Genomic DNA, 16,972 nt, shown 5'->3' with positions numbered 1-16,972 from the left:
AGAATCAATGGTTTCAACCTTTATGGGCTTAGAAACTGCAAAGCGTGCTTTGACAACACAGCAATCAGCTATTGCTACAGCTGGGCATAATATTGCAAATGCTAATACATTAGGCTATACGAGACAAAGAGTAAGTTTAGCTGCTACACAAGGATTTCCTACAGTTGGTCAGAATAGTCCGGTAATGCCAGGTCATTTGGGGACTGGAGTTCAAGCTGATCAGGTTGAACGAATTAGAGATAGCTTTGTAGATATGCAATATCGCAAAGAATCTAGTAAATTGGGATATTGGGATTCGAAGGCACAAATGTTATCACAAATGGAAAATGTTATGGATGAGTTATCTGGAACAGGGATTTCGAATAGTATGGATCAATTTTGGAATTCCTTACAGGATTTAGCGACAGAGCCAGAAAATGAAGGGGCAAGAAGAGTTGTTAGAGAACGTGGATCTGCTTTGGCGGATACGTTTAAATATATGTATTCTTCTTTAAAAGCAATTCAAAAAGATAATAGAAATGAATTAGAAAATACAGAAGATAATATTAATAGTGTGTTGAAGCAAATTAATCAATTGAATCAGCAAATAGGTGCTGTGGAGCCTAATGGCTATTTGCCTAATGACTTATATGATGAACGTGATAGATTGCTTGATTCTCTTTCTACGATGATGAATATTAAAGTAGAAGCTAAGTCCAGCGGCGGATTAGCTCGGGCAAGTGCTGAGGGACTTTATGATGTATACATGGCAACACCTGAGGGGGATATCTTAACAGATTCTAATGGTCAGCCTATTAAACTAATAGATGCATCAACAAGAACAGCAAATGGCATCCATATCCAATTTGATAGTAGAGAAGAATTAGACAGCCCAGTTACCTCTTTTAAATTTTTTAAACTAAATGATGACCCGACTGCTAAAAGTAAGTTTGATGGAATAGAAACGGATGCTGATGCTGATGCTGCAAATGGTGTATATACTTTAAACGATTTCAAGGCCTTAAATAGTCAAGGGAAGCTGAAAGGCGTAATTGAAGGTTACGGTTATATGGAAGGCGGAGAAATAAAGGGCACATATAATGCTATGTTTGACGATTTAGATGAAATGGTCTATACGTTTGTAACAGCTTTTAATGAGGTTCACCGAAGTGGATATAGTTTAAATGAAATAGAAGATGGAACTGCCAAAGATATTGACTTCTTTAGTTTTACAGATAGCAATATAACAGCTGATAATCCAAAAGGAGCAGCTGGTAGTATTGTATTGTCCAAGGAAATTTTGGAGGATGTAGATAACATAGCAGCTGCTACAGAGTCCTCTGCTGGAAATGGAACAAATGCCTTAAACCTTTCAAAAGTAAAGGATTCGATTCTTGATTTTGGCGGGAATAAAACAAATGTCCAAGCCTTTTATCAAGGGGTTATCGGCAAATTAGGAGAACAAGCTTCTGAGGCAAATAGGATGGAAAAGACTTCAGGAATATTAAAGACTTCAGTTGAGCAATCAAGAATGTCTGTAAGTGGTGTATCAATTGATGAAGAGATGGTAGACTTAATCAAATACCAGCAGGCATATAATTCAGCGGCAAGAATGATTACAATCGTGGATGAAATGCTTGATAAAGTTATTAATGGAATGGGTGTCGGAGGAAGATAAAAACTTCTATTTCCTAACTAATTAAAACTAGGAGTGTAATAGATAATGAGAGTAACTCAATCAATGCTTACCAATAATAATATGAAATACATTAGTAATAGCTATAAGGATTTACAAAGGCTTTCTGATCAAATTACAACGGGAAAAAAAATAACTAGACCCTCTGATGACCCTGTTATAGCTATGAAAGGGATGCGTTATCGTACACAAGTATCGGAGATAAAACAATATCAGCGCAACCTTAATGAAGGATATAACTGGATGGAAAATGCTGATACAGCTCTAGATAGCTCGAATCAAATTTTAAAAAAAATTAGAGAATTGACAGTGCAAGCGTCAAATGATACGTATGATGAAACGGCACGTAAGAATATTGTCGATGAAATTACCACATTACAAGAACAGTTAGTAACATTGGCAGAAACAAAAGTAGGGGATAAGTATATTTTTAATGGAACTGATACAGCTTCCTCTCCCATGAATTTAAATCAAATAGATATGGAATTTGAGGGATTTCAAGCTGGTTTAGCAGATGGGTCTATTAATCCTTCTGAATATGTAATAAACTATCAAGGAAATAAATATACCTATGATAGTACAGATAATATGTTTAAAAATAAAAATGGCTCTTCGATTGAAATTGATGGAAATACAGGAGAAATAACATATACCTATCAAGAAGAATTACCATATAAAGATGGAGAAACAGTTGCTGCTGAAAAGAAAATAGATAGTGGAAGTATTGTTATTTCAAAAGATACTGCTGTTTCGACGAATTCAAATCAAGTGCTATTAGAAGTCTCAAAAGGTATATCTATCCCTGTTAACATAACTTCAAGTAATGCTTTTTCATTAGATATGTTTGGTGGAATTGAGGCAATTAAGAAAATGATCTTGGACCCCGATGCAACAGGCAAGGAAATTACTAAATCATTAGATGCAATTGATGGATATATAACGGATGTTGTTTCCACACAGTCTCAATTAGGAGCACAATTGAATCGTGCTGAAATGGTTGAAAGTAGATTGAAGAAGCAAGAGGTTGTTGCGAATCAAACACTTTCTGAGAATGAAAATATGGATTTTGAAGAAGCTGTGATGGGCTACTTAACACAGCAGCTGGTTCATAATGCATCACTTCAAGTAGGAGCGCAAATTATGCAAAGATCATTAGTAGACTTTTTACGATAAGCTGTCCGATTGGATAGCTTTTTTCCTTTATAATAGAATTATCTATAGATAGGATGGTAAACAGAATTTTTTTTAACTGGATGCAAATAATAAATTAAAATGAGAATGGTGGTAATAAAGTGGAAATAAAAACGAAATTTCATGGGAATGTTGCTATAGAAAAAGAAAAAATAATTCGATTTGAACAAGGATTACCTGGTTTTGAAGAGGAGAAGGAATTTTATATATTGCCTTTAGAAGGAGGAGCAGACCTTTTCGTACTTCAATCAGTAGCAACCCCCTTATTAGCTTTTGTCATGATAGATCCATTTTTGTATTTTAAAGAATACGCAGTGAAAATTTCCGATGAGGTAAAAGAGTTATTAAAAATACAAGATACAAAAGAAGTAGTCATCTTTTCTCTATTAACCATTAAAGAAGAGCTGAAAAGCATTACAGCTAATCTTCAAGGACCAATTGTCATAAATGATAGGCTGAAAAGAGGCAAGCAAGTCATACTAGTAGATTCAGATTATCAAACCAAACATGAACTTTTTCTTTTCAAGGAACAAAAGGAGGGTTCTAAATAATGCTGGTATTAAAACGGAAAGTAAATCAATCGATAAAAATTGCAAATGATATTGAAATAACAATCCTAGCAATTGAAGGAGAGCAAATAAAAATCGGAATCGAAGCACCGAAACATATTGAAATACATAGAAAAGAAGTCTATGTTGCCATCCAAAATGAGAATAATGAGGCGGGAATTGCCTCTGTTGATTTCGTAAAAAATCTTACTAATCAATTAGGAAAAAATAATTAGATTTTTATTGTTAATATACTAAACATAAATAATTTCCTGACGATATATTTAATAGAACGGCAATTCAAGAAGGCGGCCGACTTTTTGAAATGACCGGCTAACCACATGGATGTGGAACTATTTATATTCAGGGAGGAAAACAAATAATGATTATCAATCATAACTTATCAGCGATGAATACTTATCGCCAAATGGGTTCAAACCAAGTAAATGCTTCAAAATCTATGGAGAAATTATCTTCTGGTTTACGTATTAACCGTGCAGGAGACGACGCAGCTGGTCTAGCAATTTCTGAAAAAATGCGTGGACAAATCAGCGGTTTAAACCAAGCACAACGTAATTCTCAAGATGGTATTTCTTTAATCCAAACAGCTGAAGGTGCTTTAAACGAAACGCATTCTATTCTGCAACGTATGCGTGAACTTGCTACACAAGCATCTAACGATACAAATACAGATCAAGACCGTCAAGAGCTACAAAAAGAATTGAACCAATTAACTTCTGAAATCAACCGTATTGGTAACAATACTGAGTTTAACCAAAAGAAACTTCTTAATGGTTCACAAGCATTAAAAGATGGTGAGCGAGTTGCAACTGCTGGTAACACAGAAAGTGGAAATGGTTTACATTTACAAGTTGGTGCAAACTCACAACAAAACTTTACAGTAGACATTTTCGATATGCGTGCTGAAGCACTTGGTGTTGCTGGAACAGCAGGATCAACAGCCCAAATTGGTAAATCAGACCAAGTTGGACAAAAAAATACATGGGTAACTGGTGGTACAGCAGGAACTGAAGATTATTCTTCTGCTAGTGGAGCAACAGTTAAGGGAGCACCTAAAGTATTAACTGAAAATGGAACAACTGTGGGTGCAGAGCTTGTTGCAAAATCAGCAGATTCTAAATTTGCTTCAGGCGCTGCAAATAAACTTACTGATGCTGGTAACGCTACTGGTGCTGAAGTATATGCTTTAGATATCAGTGATCATAAAAAAGCTACTTCTGCAATTTCAACTATCGATGCAGCTATTAACCAAGTTTCTGCTGAGCGTTCTAAGCTTGGAGCATTCCAAAACCGTTTAGAGCACACAATCAGTAACTTAGGTAACTCTGCAGAGAACCTACAATCTGCTGAATCTCGTGTACGTGACGTAGACATGGCGAAAGAAATGATGGAAATGACTAAGTCTAACATTCTTTCTCAAGCATCTCAATCTATGCTTGCTCAAGCTAACCAACGTCCACAATCAGTATTACAATTATTAGGTTAATAATTATAGCAAATGACTACCGAGTTTTCGGTAGTCATTTTTTGTCTTAATATCTCTTCGATATCTTTCCTTCCATTATTTATCTTCTATTTCTTATTCAACTCTTTGAAATAATACCGATATAGTAAGTAGAATACGTTGTTGGGGGTTACTAAATGGAATTACATCTATCCAGTGAAATGCTTATTTATGAAAATAATGTGGATAACATAGAAATTCTTATACAAAAAATTAATGAAGACTTAGAAAAAAACAAATTATATTTTAGTCACTTAATTATTAATGGAAAAGAAGTTTATAGCGATTTTGAAGAACAAATTATGGAGCAAATCAATACAATTGAAAAAATAGAATTAGTAACGAAAACAATTGATGAATTTATTAATGACTTAACTGTATCTCTAAACGAATATAGTAACCGTGCTATTCCTATTATTAAGCAGCTTACAGAGCAGTTTTATCAATCCCCAACAGAAGAATCATGGGGGTTGCTTCAAGATTTATTAGAAGGATTAAGCTGGATATATAATACGATAAAAAGTATTAGTAATGGAGAATTAGATGAATATAAACAACAATTATTAGTAATAGCTAATCATTTGGAAATAGAATTACCTAATTTATTGGATGCAATGGAGAATCAGGATTTTATTTTAATTGGAGATATTATTTCTTATGAAGTTCTCCCTCAATATGAAGTAATTGTATCGATTACCGAAAAGACATTTCAAGTTATTAAAAAATAGAAAAGAGTAAAAAAATGTATAAAAATCTGTATTATAAAAAAAAGATTTTAATAATTGGTGGAACAGGAACAATTGGTAAGCAACTTTTAATGGAACTTCTAAAATGCAGTCCAGAAGTTGTTAGAGTATTTAGCAGAGATGAGTATAAGCAATTTGAACTGCAGCAAGAGTTGGGAAGTATATCTAATATTAGGTATTTAATTGGTGATGTAAGAGATCAACAGAGATTATTAATGGCAATGGAAGATATTGATTTTGTATTTCACTTAGCAGCAATGAAACATGTGCCTGCTTGTGAATATAATCCTTTTGAAGCAGTGAAGACAAATGTTATCGGAACACAGAATGTCATTCAAGCAGCATTAGATGCTGGTGTGAAAAGAGTCCTATTTACAAGTACAGATAAAGCGATTGCTCCTACTAATGCATATGGAGCAACAAAATTAACAGCGGAAAGACTTATTTCTGCAGCTAATTATCAAAAAGGACCCAAAAAAACCATTTTTAGTTCTGTGCGATTTGGAAATGTAATGGGTTCAAGAGGATCGGTTATCCCTTTGTTTAAAAAGCAGATTTTGAAAAAAGGGTATATAACTATTACCAACAAAGAAATGCTTCGTTATATGATGACTCCATCTCAAGCTATTTCGCTTATCCTTGAAGCAAATGAAAAAGCAATTGGTGGAGAAGTTTTTGTATTGAAAATGCCAATAATTAAATTAGGTGATTTAGCTGAGATTATAATGGAAGAAATCTCAAATAAATTCGAATTAAACAATAGAGTTGAAATAAAAGAAATTGGCTTAAGGCCAGGGGAAAAAATGTATGAAGAACTCATGACAGAAGATGAAATAAGAATTGCATACGAAACAAATAATATGTATATAATTCCTCCAACATATACCAAATACAAGATAGATCATGCTAGTTTTCTAATTAAAGAAATACCTATTGTTTCTAAAGAAAAAGCAATAGAAAAAGAAATATTGAGAAATTGGATATTAAAGGAAATGATTATCTGATTTGGTTTAACGAAAAACATTTTAATTAACAATTAATAATAAAGGATATGATAGTTTGAAAAGCAAAAATTTATCTGTTTTAAGAGAATATAATCCAAGTCTTTTCAATTTAATCAATATAGATTCAATAGAAGATGATGATACGAGTTATCAAGTAATTGAAACACGAACAGGAATTCCTACTATACAAGTAAATAAGGAAGGCCGTTCACGATTTGTTCATAGCAAATATGACCCGAAAAGTGAAGCGGAAAAATTTATTGAACAGTTCCAAGAGAATATGGGTGATTATGACCATGTATTATTCTATGGTGTTGGGTTAGGTTATCATATTGAGGCTTTTACAAAGCGTAATCCCATGTTTAAATTCTCTATTTATGAGCCTAAAATCAATATATTTAAATTATATGCTGAACATGTAGATATACCTTTATACAGAATAAAGAATATATTTGTCGAAACATCGAGAGAAGCGGGCCGAAATTTTTTAATAAAATTAACAGAAGAAATACAGGAAAGAATTTTATTAATTATTTTACCGAGTTATCAACAAATTTTTAAAGATGAATTTGCAGACTTTATGGAAGACTTTAAAATGGCAGTTGAATATAAAAAACAATCAATTTATATCGATACTAAATTTAGTACTAGGTGGACAATAAATAGCCTTTTAAATTTTTCTACAACGATAAAAACTCCAAACATCTTAAATCAAACATATAAAGAACTCTTTAAGCAAAAACCTTTAATCATTGTTTCAGCTGGTCCATCTTTAGAAGAAGAATATGAGAATTTAAGATATATAAAACAACATAAACTAGCCTATATTTTTGCTGTTGGTTCTGCTAATAAGGCGCTAATAGCTCAAAATATCATACCAGATGCAGTAACTACTTATGATCCTCAAGGTCATAATCATAATGTGTATTCAAGTATTATAGAAAAAGGTATTGAATCTATTCCTATGATATATGGTACGAGCGTAGGATTTGAAACGTTAAATTTATTCCAAGGTCCGAAGTTGCATATGTTTACAAGCCAAGATACTGTAAGTAAATATTATTTGCAAAATCAAAATGGAATGAACTTTGAATTTATCGAAGATGCTCCAACAATTGCTTCTGTGACATTCCAATTAGCAGCTAAATTAGGGTGTTCTCCAGTAGTATTTGTTGGTCAAAATTTAGCATACAGAAATAACCAATATTATTCTAAAGAAGTTCAGTATAAAGATCGAGGCAGGTCTTTTCAATTACAAGAAACTGATCGAACTAAGACTACTATTGTAAAAGATGTATATGGAATGGATATAGAATCCTCTCCTTCCTTCATTAATATGCTAGAGAACATGGAGTACTATATTGCAAAATATAAAAATGTCGAGGTAATAAATACAACAAATGGTGGAGCTGCAATCGCAGGCACTGAATTTATACCATTAAAAGATTTTACTAAAAATAGACTGCATTCTCCTGTGGTGCAAGAAAACTGGTTTAAAAATACGCAAAAAGAATATAGTGAAAATCACATATTGAAGTATATAAACAAAATGGAACAATCCATGGAGAATTTTCAAAAGTTATATAAGGAAATTCTAGTTGTATTAAGTGATATACAAAATAAACTAGTGAAGAAAAATGGTTCGCAACTTGCAAAGAAATTCCAGAAGTTTGATAAAATAATGAAAAAAATCATTATGAATGAGTGTTATATTACTTATATTTATCCGATAAATCGTTCTCATTTTCAATCATTAAGCTTAAAGGCTGCAAATATAAGAAAACAAAGTAATGATATAGAAAAAGCAAAAGTTTTAATTGAGTCTTTTAGACCGTTTTTAGAGAGATGTAATGAAACAATTGAGCGGATTACTGAACTTATTTTAAGGGAACATTATCAGCTATATAAAAATATAAATCATAAGTGTTATAAATATTATGATGTAAATAATGGATGTTTTAGTTTTACAGGACATGTAAAAAAGAGATATAGAAATAGTGGAATTTACTTATTTAAACAAGAAACTAATACAGATTACTCCACAATAAAGTTTAGATTTACCGGTAAGTATCTGCGACTTATAGGTAGAAAAGTCACAGACAATAGCTGTATACAAGTATTAATTGATGGTGAGGCTGTTAATAGCAGTACTAAAAATATTAGCGAAATTAAAGCTAGTGTTTTTGAAATTAGTAATCTTGAAAACCAAGAGCATCAGGTTGAAATCCGTTTATTAGAGAAATCTATATTCTGGTTTTTAGGTGTAGAAGTGGAAGAAAACGAAAGAGTACTACATGTAAATGAAGTAACTACGATAGATGAACTAGAAATCGGTAAAAAAATTCGCTGCCACTATACTGCAACATATAATAGAATTGGAACATTTGATAATCTTGGAAAAGAAACAGTTGATTTTATTCCAAACGAGTCAATGGGAAATCCGAATGGAGATTTTTATTTTATTATGGTAGATGAAGATGGAGCTAATAAAAAATTAATTGCTGATCGAAATATCCAAAATTCTGTAAGTTTTAAAAGGCTAAAAGAAGGTCTTGATCAAAATGTTCATATTGATAATTTATTGAATACAAGAATTCGGTTGCCTCAAGTTAATAGAGATATTGATGAATGGATTTTATATATCCAAAATTCAAATTTGAATAATACTATCGTAGCGAATGATGAAAATGTCTGGAATCATGAAAGAAATGTAGATAAGTCATATGGTTTACATAGTTTTATTGATCAAGAAGAAGGTAAATCAGCTGTATATAGCTATTATACAAACAACGAAATGAATATTTTTAAAGAAAACACGCTTTTTGAAATTGATGAAAAAGATATTCAGAGACTATGGGGTTTTAGACCAGTGCTAATTATAAAAAAAATAAAAGTATAAAATGAAAGATGGTAATCCAAGTGGAAAAAATCAAAGTGTTTATTTTCGGAACAGGATTGGGAGCCGAAAAAATCTTAAAATATATCAACGCAGATCAAGTATCAATTGAAGGATATATTGATAATAAAAAGTTAGTTGAAAAAGTGGAATATAATAACAAACAAATAATATCGCCAAATGATTTAGGACTATATGATTTTGACTTTATCATTATTGGAAGTTCTACTTACGCTGAGGAAATGCAAAATCAATTGCTGAAATTGGGAATTGATAATAAAAAAATAATCATCCCTTTGCGTCGAACAATGCAGCAAAAACAGTTTAGAGAATTCCATGTGAAAAAAAATCAAGAATATGAGAGATATAAAAAGGCCTTAAAACCTGAATACTTGCCTGAGATATTTAATGACTTTGGGCTATACTCTATAAATCAAGGTATTAGGGAAAGTCGAAAGATCAATTTAATGGAATATCCAGACTATGCCTTAAAGGGAAATGATTATGTTCGTTTATCTACTCTTGAATTATTATCACGCGAACTTGAATATAAGCAAGTAAAAGGAAGCATAGCTGAATTAGGAGTATATCAAGGCGACTTTACAAAAATTATTAGAGATCTATTCCCTCAAAAAAGATTCTATTTATTTGATACATTTGAAGGCTTTTCAGAAAAAGACATACATTTGGAAGAAATAAATAATTATTCTATAGCTAAAGCTGGAAGATTTGAGGATACTAATCTAGAAATTGTTTTGAAAAAAATTAAAAATCCAGACAATATTATTGTAAGAAAAGGCTACTTTCCTGAGACTACAATTGGATTAGAGGATGAATGCTTTTCCTTTGTCAGCATTGATGTAGATTTGTACCAGCCTACATTAGAAGGGCTAAAATATTTTTATAAGCGTTTATCAAAAGGTGGCTATATTTTAGTTCATGACTATAATTTTGATAAATATAAGGGTGTAAAAAGTGCTGTGCGAGATTATTGTGAAAATGAAAACATCAGTTATACTCCAATTAGTGATTATTTTGGAAGTGTTTTAATTACGAAATAGTTGCTTGAATAAGTCATATCCTTAAAATAAATACGTTAAACGTTATATTAATAGTGAAGGTGTATGTATGAAATTTAATATTATTATTTTTGGAACTGGTAGTAGTTCAGAGAAGCTCTTAGAGATTCTTGATTTTGCTAAGGTGAATATTATTGGCTTTAGTGATAATAACGAAAGTAAGCATAATTTAACCTTTCGAAACCATGTCATTTTTCCAGCTAGTGAAATAGTAAACCAAAATTTTGATTATGTCGTTATTGCAAGTCAATTCTCAAGTGAGATATATAGCCAATTATTAGATATGGGAATCCATCATAAAAAAATAGTTCCAATGGATATAGCTGTCCATCATTATAATATCACTAAAAAATATAATGAAATCTTAAAGTCTATTACTCTCGATAACAAACCTAGTGGTCGAAAAATAAAAATAGGCATTATAAATTACAATTATTCAAATAATAATGGATATGCTCTTTATAAGTATATGCCTAGAGAATTCAAGGGAAAATATGAAGTTTCTTTAATTGAGGAAAAAAATGTTGGAGATCTTATGGGATATGATGTGTTATGTACTTCACATTTCGATGGTATTTATGACGGCAGACATATAAATATTGAAATGTGGCATGGATTTCCTTTGAAAAAAATAGGATATATTCAAGAAAATAGAGCTACAGGAGATCTAATTAACCATATTAATCACCGCTCAGATCATACTCAATTGATTATGTCATATTCTCAACTTTATAATACTTTTTTTAATAGTTGTTTTCCGACTAACCCAAAAAAATATAAGATAACTGGGATGCCGAGAAATGATTTACTTTTTGAAGAAAATAGCTTGGGAAAATTGGAGAAAATAATAGGGATGGATCTAGACTCATCTAATATAGTATTTTATTTGCCAACATGGAGAAAAGGAAAGGACTTTAGAGTTGAAACTTATAAAGAATGGGAAAAACTTATAGGCTTTAAAGACGAAAGTACTAAAAAGTTATTAGAACTCTTAGAAGAAAAAAATCTTTACCTAATAGTTAAATTACATCCTAATGAGTATAATCAATTTAAAGATTTGGAGATTTTTAAAGAAAAAAGGGTATTTCTACTTTCAGAAGATATATTGAAGCAGAATAAAATACATCTATATGAAATATTAGGCTGCGGGAAACTATTAATTACAGATTATTCATCGATATTTTTTGACACTTTACTAATTGATTTACCAGTTATTTTTGCACCAACAGATTTGGATGAATATACAGAAAATAGAGGATTCATGTTAGAGCCTTATCAATATTTTACTCCTGGTCCTACAGTTAATAGTTTTGAAGAGCTTAAAAGTAATATTTATTCCTTAATAGATGGTAATGACCCATATGTCAATCATAGAGAGCAAATAAGGAATTTAGTGTTTAAGTTTTTGGATAATAAAGCTAGTCAGCGAGTATGGGAAAGTATTGATGAATACTTAATGGCAAAAAGCCTTTGAATTTATAAAAAGAGGTGAAGCTAATTGGTACAATTAACAGCTCTTATGTCAGTATATAATGGTGCAAAACATATCAAAGAGACAATTAATAGTGTTTTAAGCCAGTCTTTTACCGATTTTGAATTTATTGTTGTGGATGATGGCTCCAATGATGGAACAGCTGATATCCTCAAAAGCTATAAGGATTCTAGAATGAACGTTTTCTTTTTGGAAAAAAACGTTGGTATTCCAAAGGCATTGAATTTTGGCATCGATAAAAGTATCGGAGATTATGTAGTAAAAATTGATGCTGATGATATTCAAGATCCAGAAAGATTTGAAAAGCAGTTATCTTTTATGTTAGATAATCCTAAGATAATTCTATCCAAAACATCTTATCAGTATTTCCCGGATAATTTGGAAATAGAAAGAAGTCAAAGGTATAAGACATTTAAAAAGTACATAGAGCCATACAAAAACTCTACGTTGACTGAAGAAAAAATAGCTGAAAGATTAAAGTGGTTTTGTTGCATTCCGCATACAACTATGATGATTAAGACGGAAGTATTAAAAAGGTATCGTTATCGTAATCTTCCCTTGTGTGAGGATTATGATTTATTTTATCGATTAAATGAAGATAATTTATTGATGGGAAGTTTAAATGAGACCTTAGTAAACCAAAGAGTATCTATAAATTCCACAACTGTTCGGAAGAAAAACTTATTTGATGAATGTGTATATTTAATCAAAGAAAAACAATTAAATCAATTTAAAAACAATCAATCAATCTATATTTGGGGGTCTGGAGAATTTGGAAAGTCAGTATATGAGGTATTAGTTAAGCGAGGTTGGCATTTGAAAGGATATATTGATTCGAATCCTGAATTACAAGGGAAGCTTATTGATGGCATAGAAGTGTATTCACCCGAGATTATCGATAATAAAAAAATCAATAAAGTAATAGTTGCTTCTCAGCCAGGAATGTTTCAAATTATTGATTATCTTCAACAATTTGATTACCAATCAGAAGTGGACTTCATGGTATATAGATAAGAACACTATAAATACAAAAGGAAGAGATTATGCTTTGAAAAAAATAGGAATAGCTTGTACGAACATTTTCCATTATATACATCTTAAACGGATTGCTATAGAGCTTAGGAAAAATGAAATGGAAGTAATGTTTATCATTTATACTCCTAGACACGTAAATGGGCGATTTGAAAAGCTGGAAGAGTACTTTCAGAATAATGACATAAATTATTGTAGCTTTGAAGAGGTGTTTGGTAATCAAATTTCATTCGATATGATTATTGCCCCATATTTTTTACCAGGATTTCAATTATTGGATAATAAGATAATAAAAGTTAGATGTCTTTATGGTTATGCTAAGGACAGTTGGAATTATGCTGAATGGAATAAAGGGTTTGATCTGATTTTAAGTTATGGGCCGTATGCTGAGGAAAGATTAGCAAAGTTCAGCAAAGTTATAAATATAGGTCATCCAAGAAATAGAGAGAGTTATAAACAAGAACTACTAGATATACAAGGGAAGGCTTTTAGTAGAACATTAGTGAATAAGCCTGTTGTGGTCTATTGTCCTACATGGGCAGATTTATCATCTTTAAACCTTTTTAGTACCTCGCTTGAGAAACTAAAAGAAAATTATACAGTTTTAATAAAATTGCACCATGGTAATGTGCTTTCCGATAATAACATAAAAATGGATGAATTTCTAAAGTCAGAAGATGTCTTTATATTTGATGAACAGTATGACCTTTTTGATTTGTTGAGTCAATGTGATGCTGTAATCAGTGATCATAGTGGAGCAATTTTTGATGCAATGCTTTTTAAGAAGCCTATAGTATTGTTGGACCCTTATCAAAATAAGGGGAATACTGGATTTACCAATTTGCAAAATATGAAAAATATAGCGGTATACACAAAAGAAAAAGAGGATGAAAGTAACTTAGAAAGTCTTGATATAAAGGTCAGAAACATACTTCCTCATACACAAGATATAAATAAATTACTAGATTTGATAGAAACTTCTATGAAAAATGAAGAAGTTCCTTATTCTGGTCTTTTAAAAGAATTATATAGCTTCAATGATAGTAAAGCTCCTAAAAGAGCGGTAAATGCATTGAAAGAGATATTGGCTTCTACTGAAATACAATCGAAAGATGCTAAAGATTTTCATATATTAGATGATGAAAGGATTCATCATTTTATTCTCCGCAATAAAAATGATCATTTAACAATTTGGGGAGCTGGAGAAATTGGACAGGTTCTGTATTCTTGGATTACAGCAAAAGGCTTCAATATTTCTAGCATTTATGATTCAGATATAAATAAACACGGGAAATTGGTGCAGAACACTGAGGTCATTCCTCCGCAAGTAAAAGGAAAGATATTAATAACTGTTGCGAGCCATCAAAAAGAAATAATCTCTTTTTTAGAAAACGCTGGTTTAAGAAGTGGAGAAGATTTTATTTCAGTATTTCGGAGTGTAAATAGTAATGAAAATAGTCAGTAATTACAGGACGTTTAGATCTCGGTATGTAGTTCAGAAAAGAAGACCAGAAGAATATTTTTTTAATAAATACTACGCTCATTTAATTGATCCATTCTTTACAAAGCTTGTATATGATTTGCGGTTAAAACCAAATACAGTGACGATTATATCGGGCCTTTTAGGTGTTGGATCAGGAATATCAATGATGTTCCAACAATTAATATTGGCCGGAATACTATTGCAGTTACACCATATTATTGACGGAGCTGATGGGAATTTAGCACGATTAACTAACCAATGTACAGTATTTGGAGCAAAATTAGATGCATATACAGATCGGCTTGTAAGAGCTGTTGTTTTAATTGGAATTATTTTAGCAACAAATGAACCTATGTGGATAGATGGATTATTAATTTTGACATTTATTATTGATCATCTAGCAGTTCAAATCTATATATTGCCGTTTATTAGAAAATACGGAGTAATTCGGTCGAAATGGAAACAGTGGTTTTTAACTAGAGGGGTTATCCCTTCTTTTGATATATTTACTATTTATTTTTTGATTTCTTTGTTTGCAATCATGAACGAATTAGATATACTTATCTATCTATTAATAATTTTGAAGAATCTAGACTGGATTTATAGAGTATGGGAGTGTGTAAAAACTTCCATAATTTATAGAGGGAAAAAACTTTAAGAAATTAAATTTAGGAATGTGATATATATTGAATAAGATTCTAATAACGAGTATTTCAAGTAAAGTACCTTTAATAAGTTCAATCAGAGATTCTGCCAATTTAAAAGAAATATATATTATTGGTGCTGATATAAATGAACATGTTGTAGGAAGTCACTTCGTTGATGAGTTTTGGCATATGCCTAAACTCGCAGATATGTCTGTAAACGAAATACTTAATTTTTGCAAAAAAAAAGGTGTGAATATAATCTTTCCTACTAGAGATGGCGAATTGAAATACTTTGCCGAACATTATCAGGAGTTTAAGCAATATAATATCAGTGTGATGGTTTCTGATAAAAGAAGTATTGAAATAACGCAAGATAAATTCCTTTTTTTTAAAGAGTTACGCAAGATGGGATATCCAGTGATAGAAACAACAAGGGATATTAATGCTTTAAAATGCTCTACATTTGTAGTGAAAGAGAGATATGGATCAGGGTCTAAAAATATGCTTATAAATATAAATAAAGAAGATGCCATAAGTGGAGCAAATTATTTGGAAAGTCCCATCTATCAACCTTTTATTCAAGGTAAAGAGTATAGCGTAGATGTATATGTAAATAGGAATGGTAAAAGTAAAGGAGCAATAGTACGAGAAAGAGTAATGGTTGTGGACGGTGAATCACAAATTACTCGTACCATAGAGAACGAAAAGTTAACTAATTTGTCGATGAAATTAGCTGAAGATTTAGGGTTAAGTGGTCATGTTATGTTTCAAATTTTACTGGACAAGCATAATAATCCACAGATTATTGAATGTAATCCTAGAATAGGTGGGGCTTCAACATTAAGTATTAGAGCTGGTTTATCTAGTTTTCAATGGTTTATTTTAGAATCAAATAACGAGAATTTAGATAATTATCCGTTTATACAATGTAGCAAAGACTTGACATTAATTAGATATAAGAAGGATTTGATTTTGTGAAGGTGATAGTTTTTGATTTAGATGATACGCTTTATGATGAGCTATCATATGTAAAGAGTGGTTTTCGTGAAGTCGCTTCCTTTATTGAAAAAAAATATAATGTAGCTGCATTGGAAACAAATAAGTGGATGTGGTCACGTCTTCAAACACACGGAAGAGGTAGTATTTTTGATGATGTATTAAGAAATTATGGAATTTATACAAAGAAAGTTGCCAAAGAATGTTTATCGGTTTATAGAACGCATAAACCTAATATTGCATTGTCAAATAATACTTTGATATTTTTAAAGAGTATTTCTAGTTATCCTCTTTATATTGTGACTGATGGGAATAAAATTGTGCAGCATAATAAGATAGAAGCGCTAGGTCTTTATCCGATAATGAAGCATTGTTATGTAACTCATCGATATGGAAAAAAGAATGCGAAACCTTCACCATATTGCTTTACACATATAATGAGACAAGAAAAAGTAGAAGCTCAAGATATTGTTTATGTAGGAGATAACCCGAGAAAAGACTTTGTTGGCATAAAGCCTCTTGGCTTTAAAACAATTCGTATAATGACAGGGCAGCATAAGCATATTGAGATGCCAGAAGAATATGAGGCTGATGATCGGATAGAAACTTTGCAGGACTTAAAGTTTTTTCTGTAACAATAATTGTAAGGTGGTAAAAA

General features: G+C 31.3%; 15 protein-coding genes. All 15 read left to right on the top strand.

Annotation, left to right across the window (positions count from 1 at the left end; genetic code table 11):
- The first annotated feature begins 7 nt into the window (after positions 1-7).
- The gene (gene flgK, locus C2I06_RS14015) at positions 8-1,657 is read left to right on the top strand and encodes a flagellar hook-associated protein FlgK (protein ID WP_095330268.1); all 1,650 of its coding nucleotides are present in this window, start codon (positions 8-10) and stop codon (positions 1,655-1,657) included.
- A 45-nt stretch (positions 1,658-1,702) separates the two neighbouring features.
- Positions 1,703-2,848, top strand: a complete 1,146-nt coding sequence (flgL, locus tag C2I06_RS14010; RefSeq protein ID WP_095330269.1) for a flagellar hook-associated protein FlgL — start codon at positions 1,703-1,705, stop codon at positions 2,846-2,848.
- A 119-nt stretch (positions 2,849-2,967) separates the two neighbouring features.
- Positions 2,968-3,417 carry a flagellar assembly protein FliW gene (gene fliW / locus C2I06_RS14005; protein WP_095330270.1) on the top strand — a complete coding sequence of 150 codons (450 nt, stop codon included), beginning with the start codon at positions 2,968-2,970 and terminating at the stop codon, positions 3,415-3,417.
- Positions 3,417-3,650 carry a carbon storage regulator CsrA gene (gene csrA / locus C2I06_RS14000; protein ID WP_095330271.1) on the top strand — a complete coding sequence of 78 codons (234 nt, stop codon included), beginning with the start codon at positions 3,417-3,419 and terminating at the stop codon, positions 3,648-3,650. The genes fliW and csrA overlap by 1 nt, the downstream gene beginning before the upstream one ends.
- Before the next feature lie 146 nt (positions 3,651-3,796).
- A complete protein-coding gene (locus C2I06_RS13995; protein ID WP_123258248.1) occupies positions 3,797-4,921 on the top strand; it encodes a flagellin N-terminal helical domain-containing protein in 1,125 nt (374 codons plus the stop codon).
- A gap of 155 nt (positions 4,922-5,076) precedes the next feature.
- Entirely contained in the window at positions 5,077-5,667 is a 591-nt protein-coding gene (locus C2I06_RS13990) for a DUF8042 domain-containing protein (protein WP_123258247.1), read from the top strand.
- A 14-nt stretch (positions 5,668-5,681) separates the two neighbouring features.
- Positions 5,682-6,689 carry a UDP-N-acetylglucosamine 4,6-dehydratase family protein gene (locus C2I06_RS13985; protein ID WP_123258246.1) on the top strand — a complete coding sequence of 336 codons (1,008 nt, stop codon included), beginning with the start codon at positions 5,682-5,684 and terminating at the stop codon, positions 6,687-6,689.
- Positions 6,690-6,744: 55 nt separating this feature from the next.
- On the top strand, positions 6,745-9,588 hold the full coding sequence (locus tag C2I06_RS13980) for a 6-hydroxymethylpterin diphosphokinase MptE-like protein (protein ID WP_123258245.1): 2,844 nt from the start codon (positions 6,745-6,747) through the stop codon (positions 9,586-9,588).
- A gap of 20 nt (positions 9,589-9,608) precedes the next feature.
- Positions 9,609-10,646 carry a TylF/MycF/NovP-related O-methyltransferase gene (locus C2I06_RS13975; protein ID WP_164463700.1) on the top strand — a complete coding sequence of 346 codons (1,038 nt, stop codon included), beginning with the start codon at positions 9,609-9,611 and terminating at the stop codon, positions 10,644-10,646.
- Positions 10,647-10,713: 67 nt separating this feature from the next.
- On the top strand, positions 10,714-12,138 hold the full coding sequence (locus tag C2I06_RS13970; protein ID WP_123258243.1) for a CDP-glycerol glycerophosphotransferase family protein: 1,425 nt from the start codon (positions 10,714-10,716) through the stop codon (positions 12,136-12,138).
- A gap of 24 nt (positions 12,139-12,162) precedes the next feature.
- On the top strand, positions 12,163-13,170 hold the full coding sequence (locus tag C2I06_RS13965; RefSeq protein ID WP_123258242.1) for a glycosyltransferase: 1,008 nt from the start codon (positions 12,163-12,165) through the stop codon (positions 13,168-13,170).
- A 34-nt stretch (positions 13,171-13,204) separates the two neighbouring features.
- Positions 13,205-14,653: a CDP-glycerol glycerophosphotransferase family protein gene (locus tag C2I06_RS13960; protein ID WP_123258241.1), complete on the top strand. Its 1,449-nt coding sequence runs from the start codon at positions 13,205-13,207 to the stop codon at positions 14,651-14,653.
- The gene (locus C2I06_RS13955) at positions 14,637-15,329 is read left to right on the top strand and encodes a CDP-alcohol phosphatidyltransferase family protein (protein WP_123258240.1); all 693 of its coding nucleotides are present in this window, start codon (positions 14,637-14,639) and stop codon (positions 15,327-15,329) included. Before C2I06_RS13960 ends, C2I06_RS13955 begins: the two co-directional genes overlap by 17 nt.
- 28 nt (positions 15,330-15,357) lie before the next feature.
- Positions 15,358-16,296 (top strand): ATP-grasp domain-containing protein, encoded by a 939-nt coding sequence (locus C2I06_RS13950; protein ID WP_123258239.1) that lies wholly within the window; start codon positions 15,358-15,360, stop codon positions 16,294-16,296.
- Positions 16,293-16,949 carry an HAD family hydrolase gene (locus C2I06_RS13945; protein WP_123258238.1) on the top strand — a complete coding sequence of 219 codons (657 nt, stop codon included), beginning with the start codon at positions 16,293-16,295 and terminating at the stop codon, positions 16,947-16,949. The genes C2I06_RS13950 and C2I06_RS13945 overlap by 4 nt, the downstream gene beginning before the upstream one ends.
- Positions 16,950-16,972 lie beyond the last annotated feature (23 nt).

This window comes from Niallia circulans (genome assembly GCF_003726095.1).
GTDB lineage: Bacteria > Bacillota > Bacilli > Bacillales > Cytobacillaceae > Niallia > Niallia circulans_A.
The sequence above is the reverse complement of the archived record's forward strand: the minus strand, read 5'-3'. Positions and strand labels throughout refer to the sequence as shown.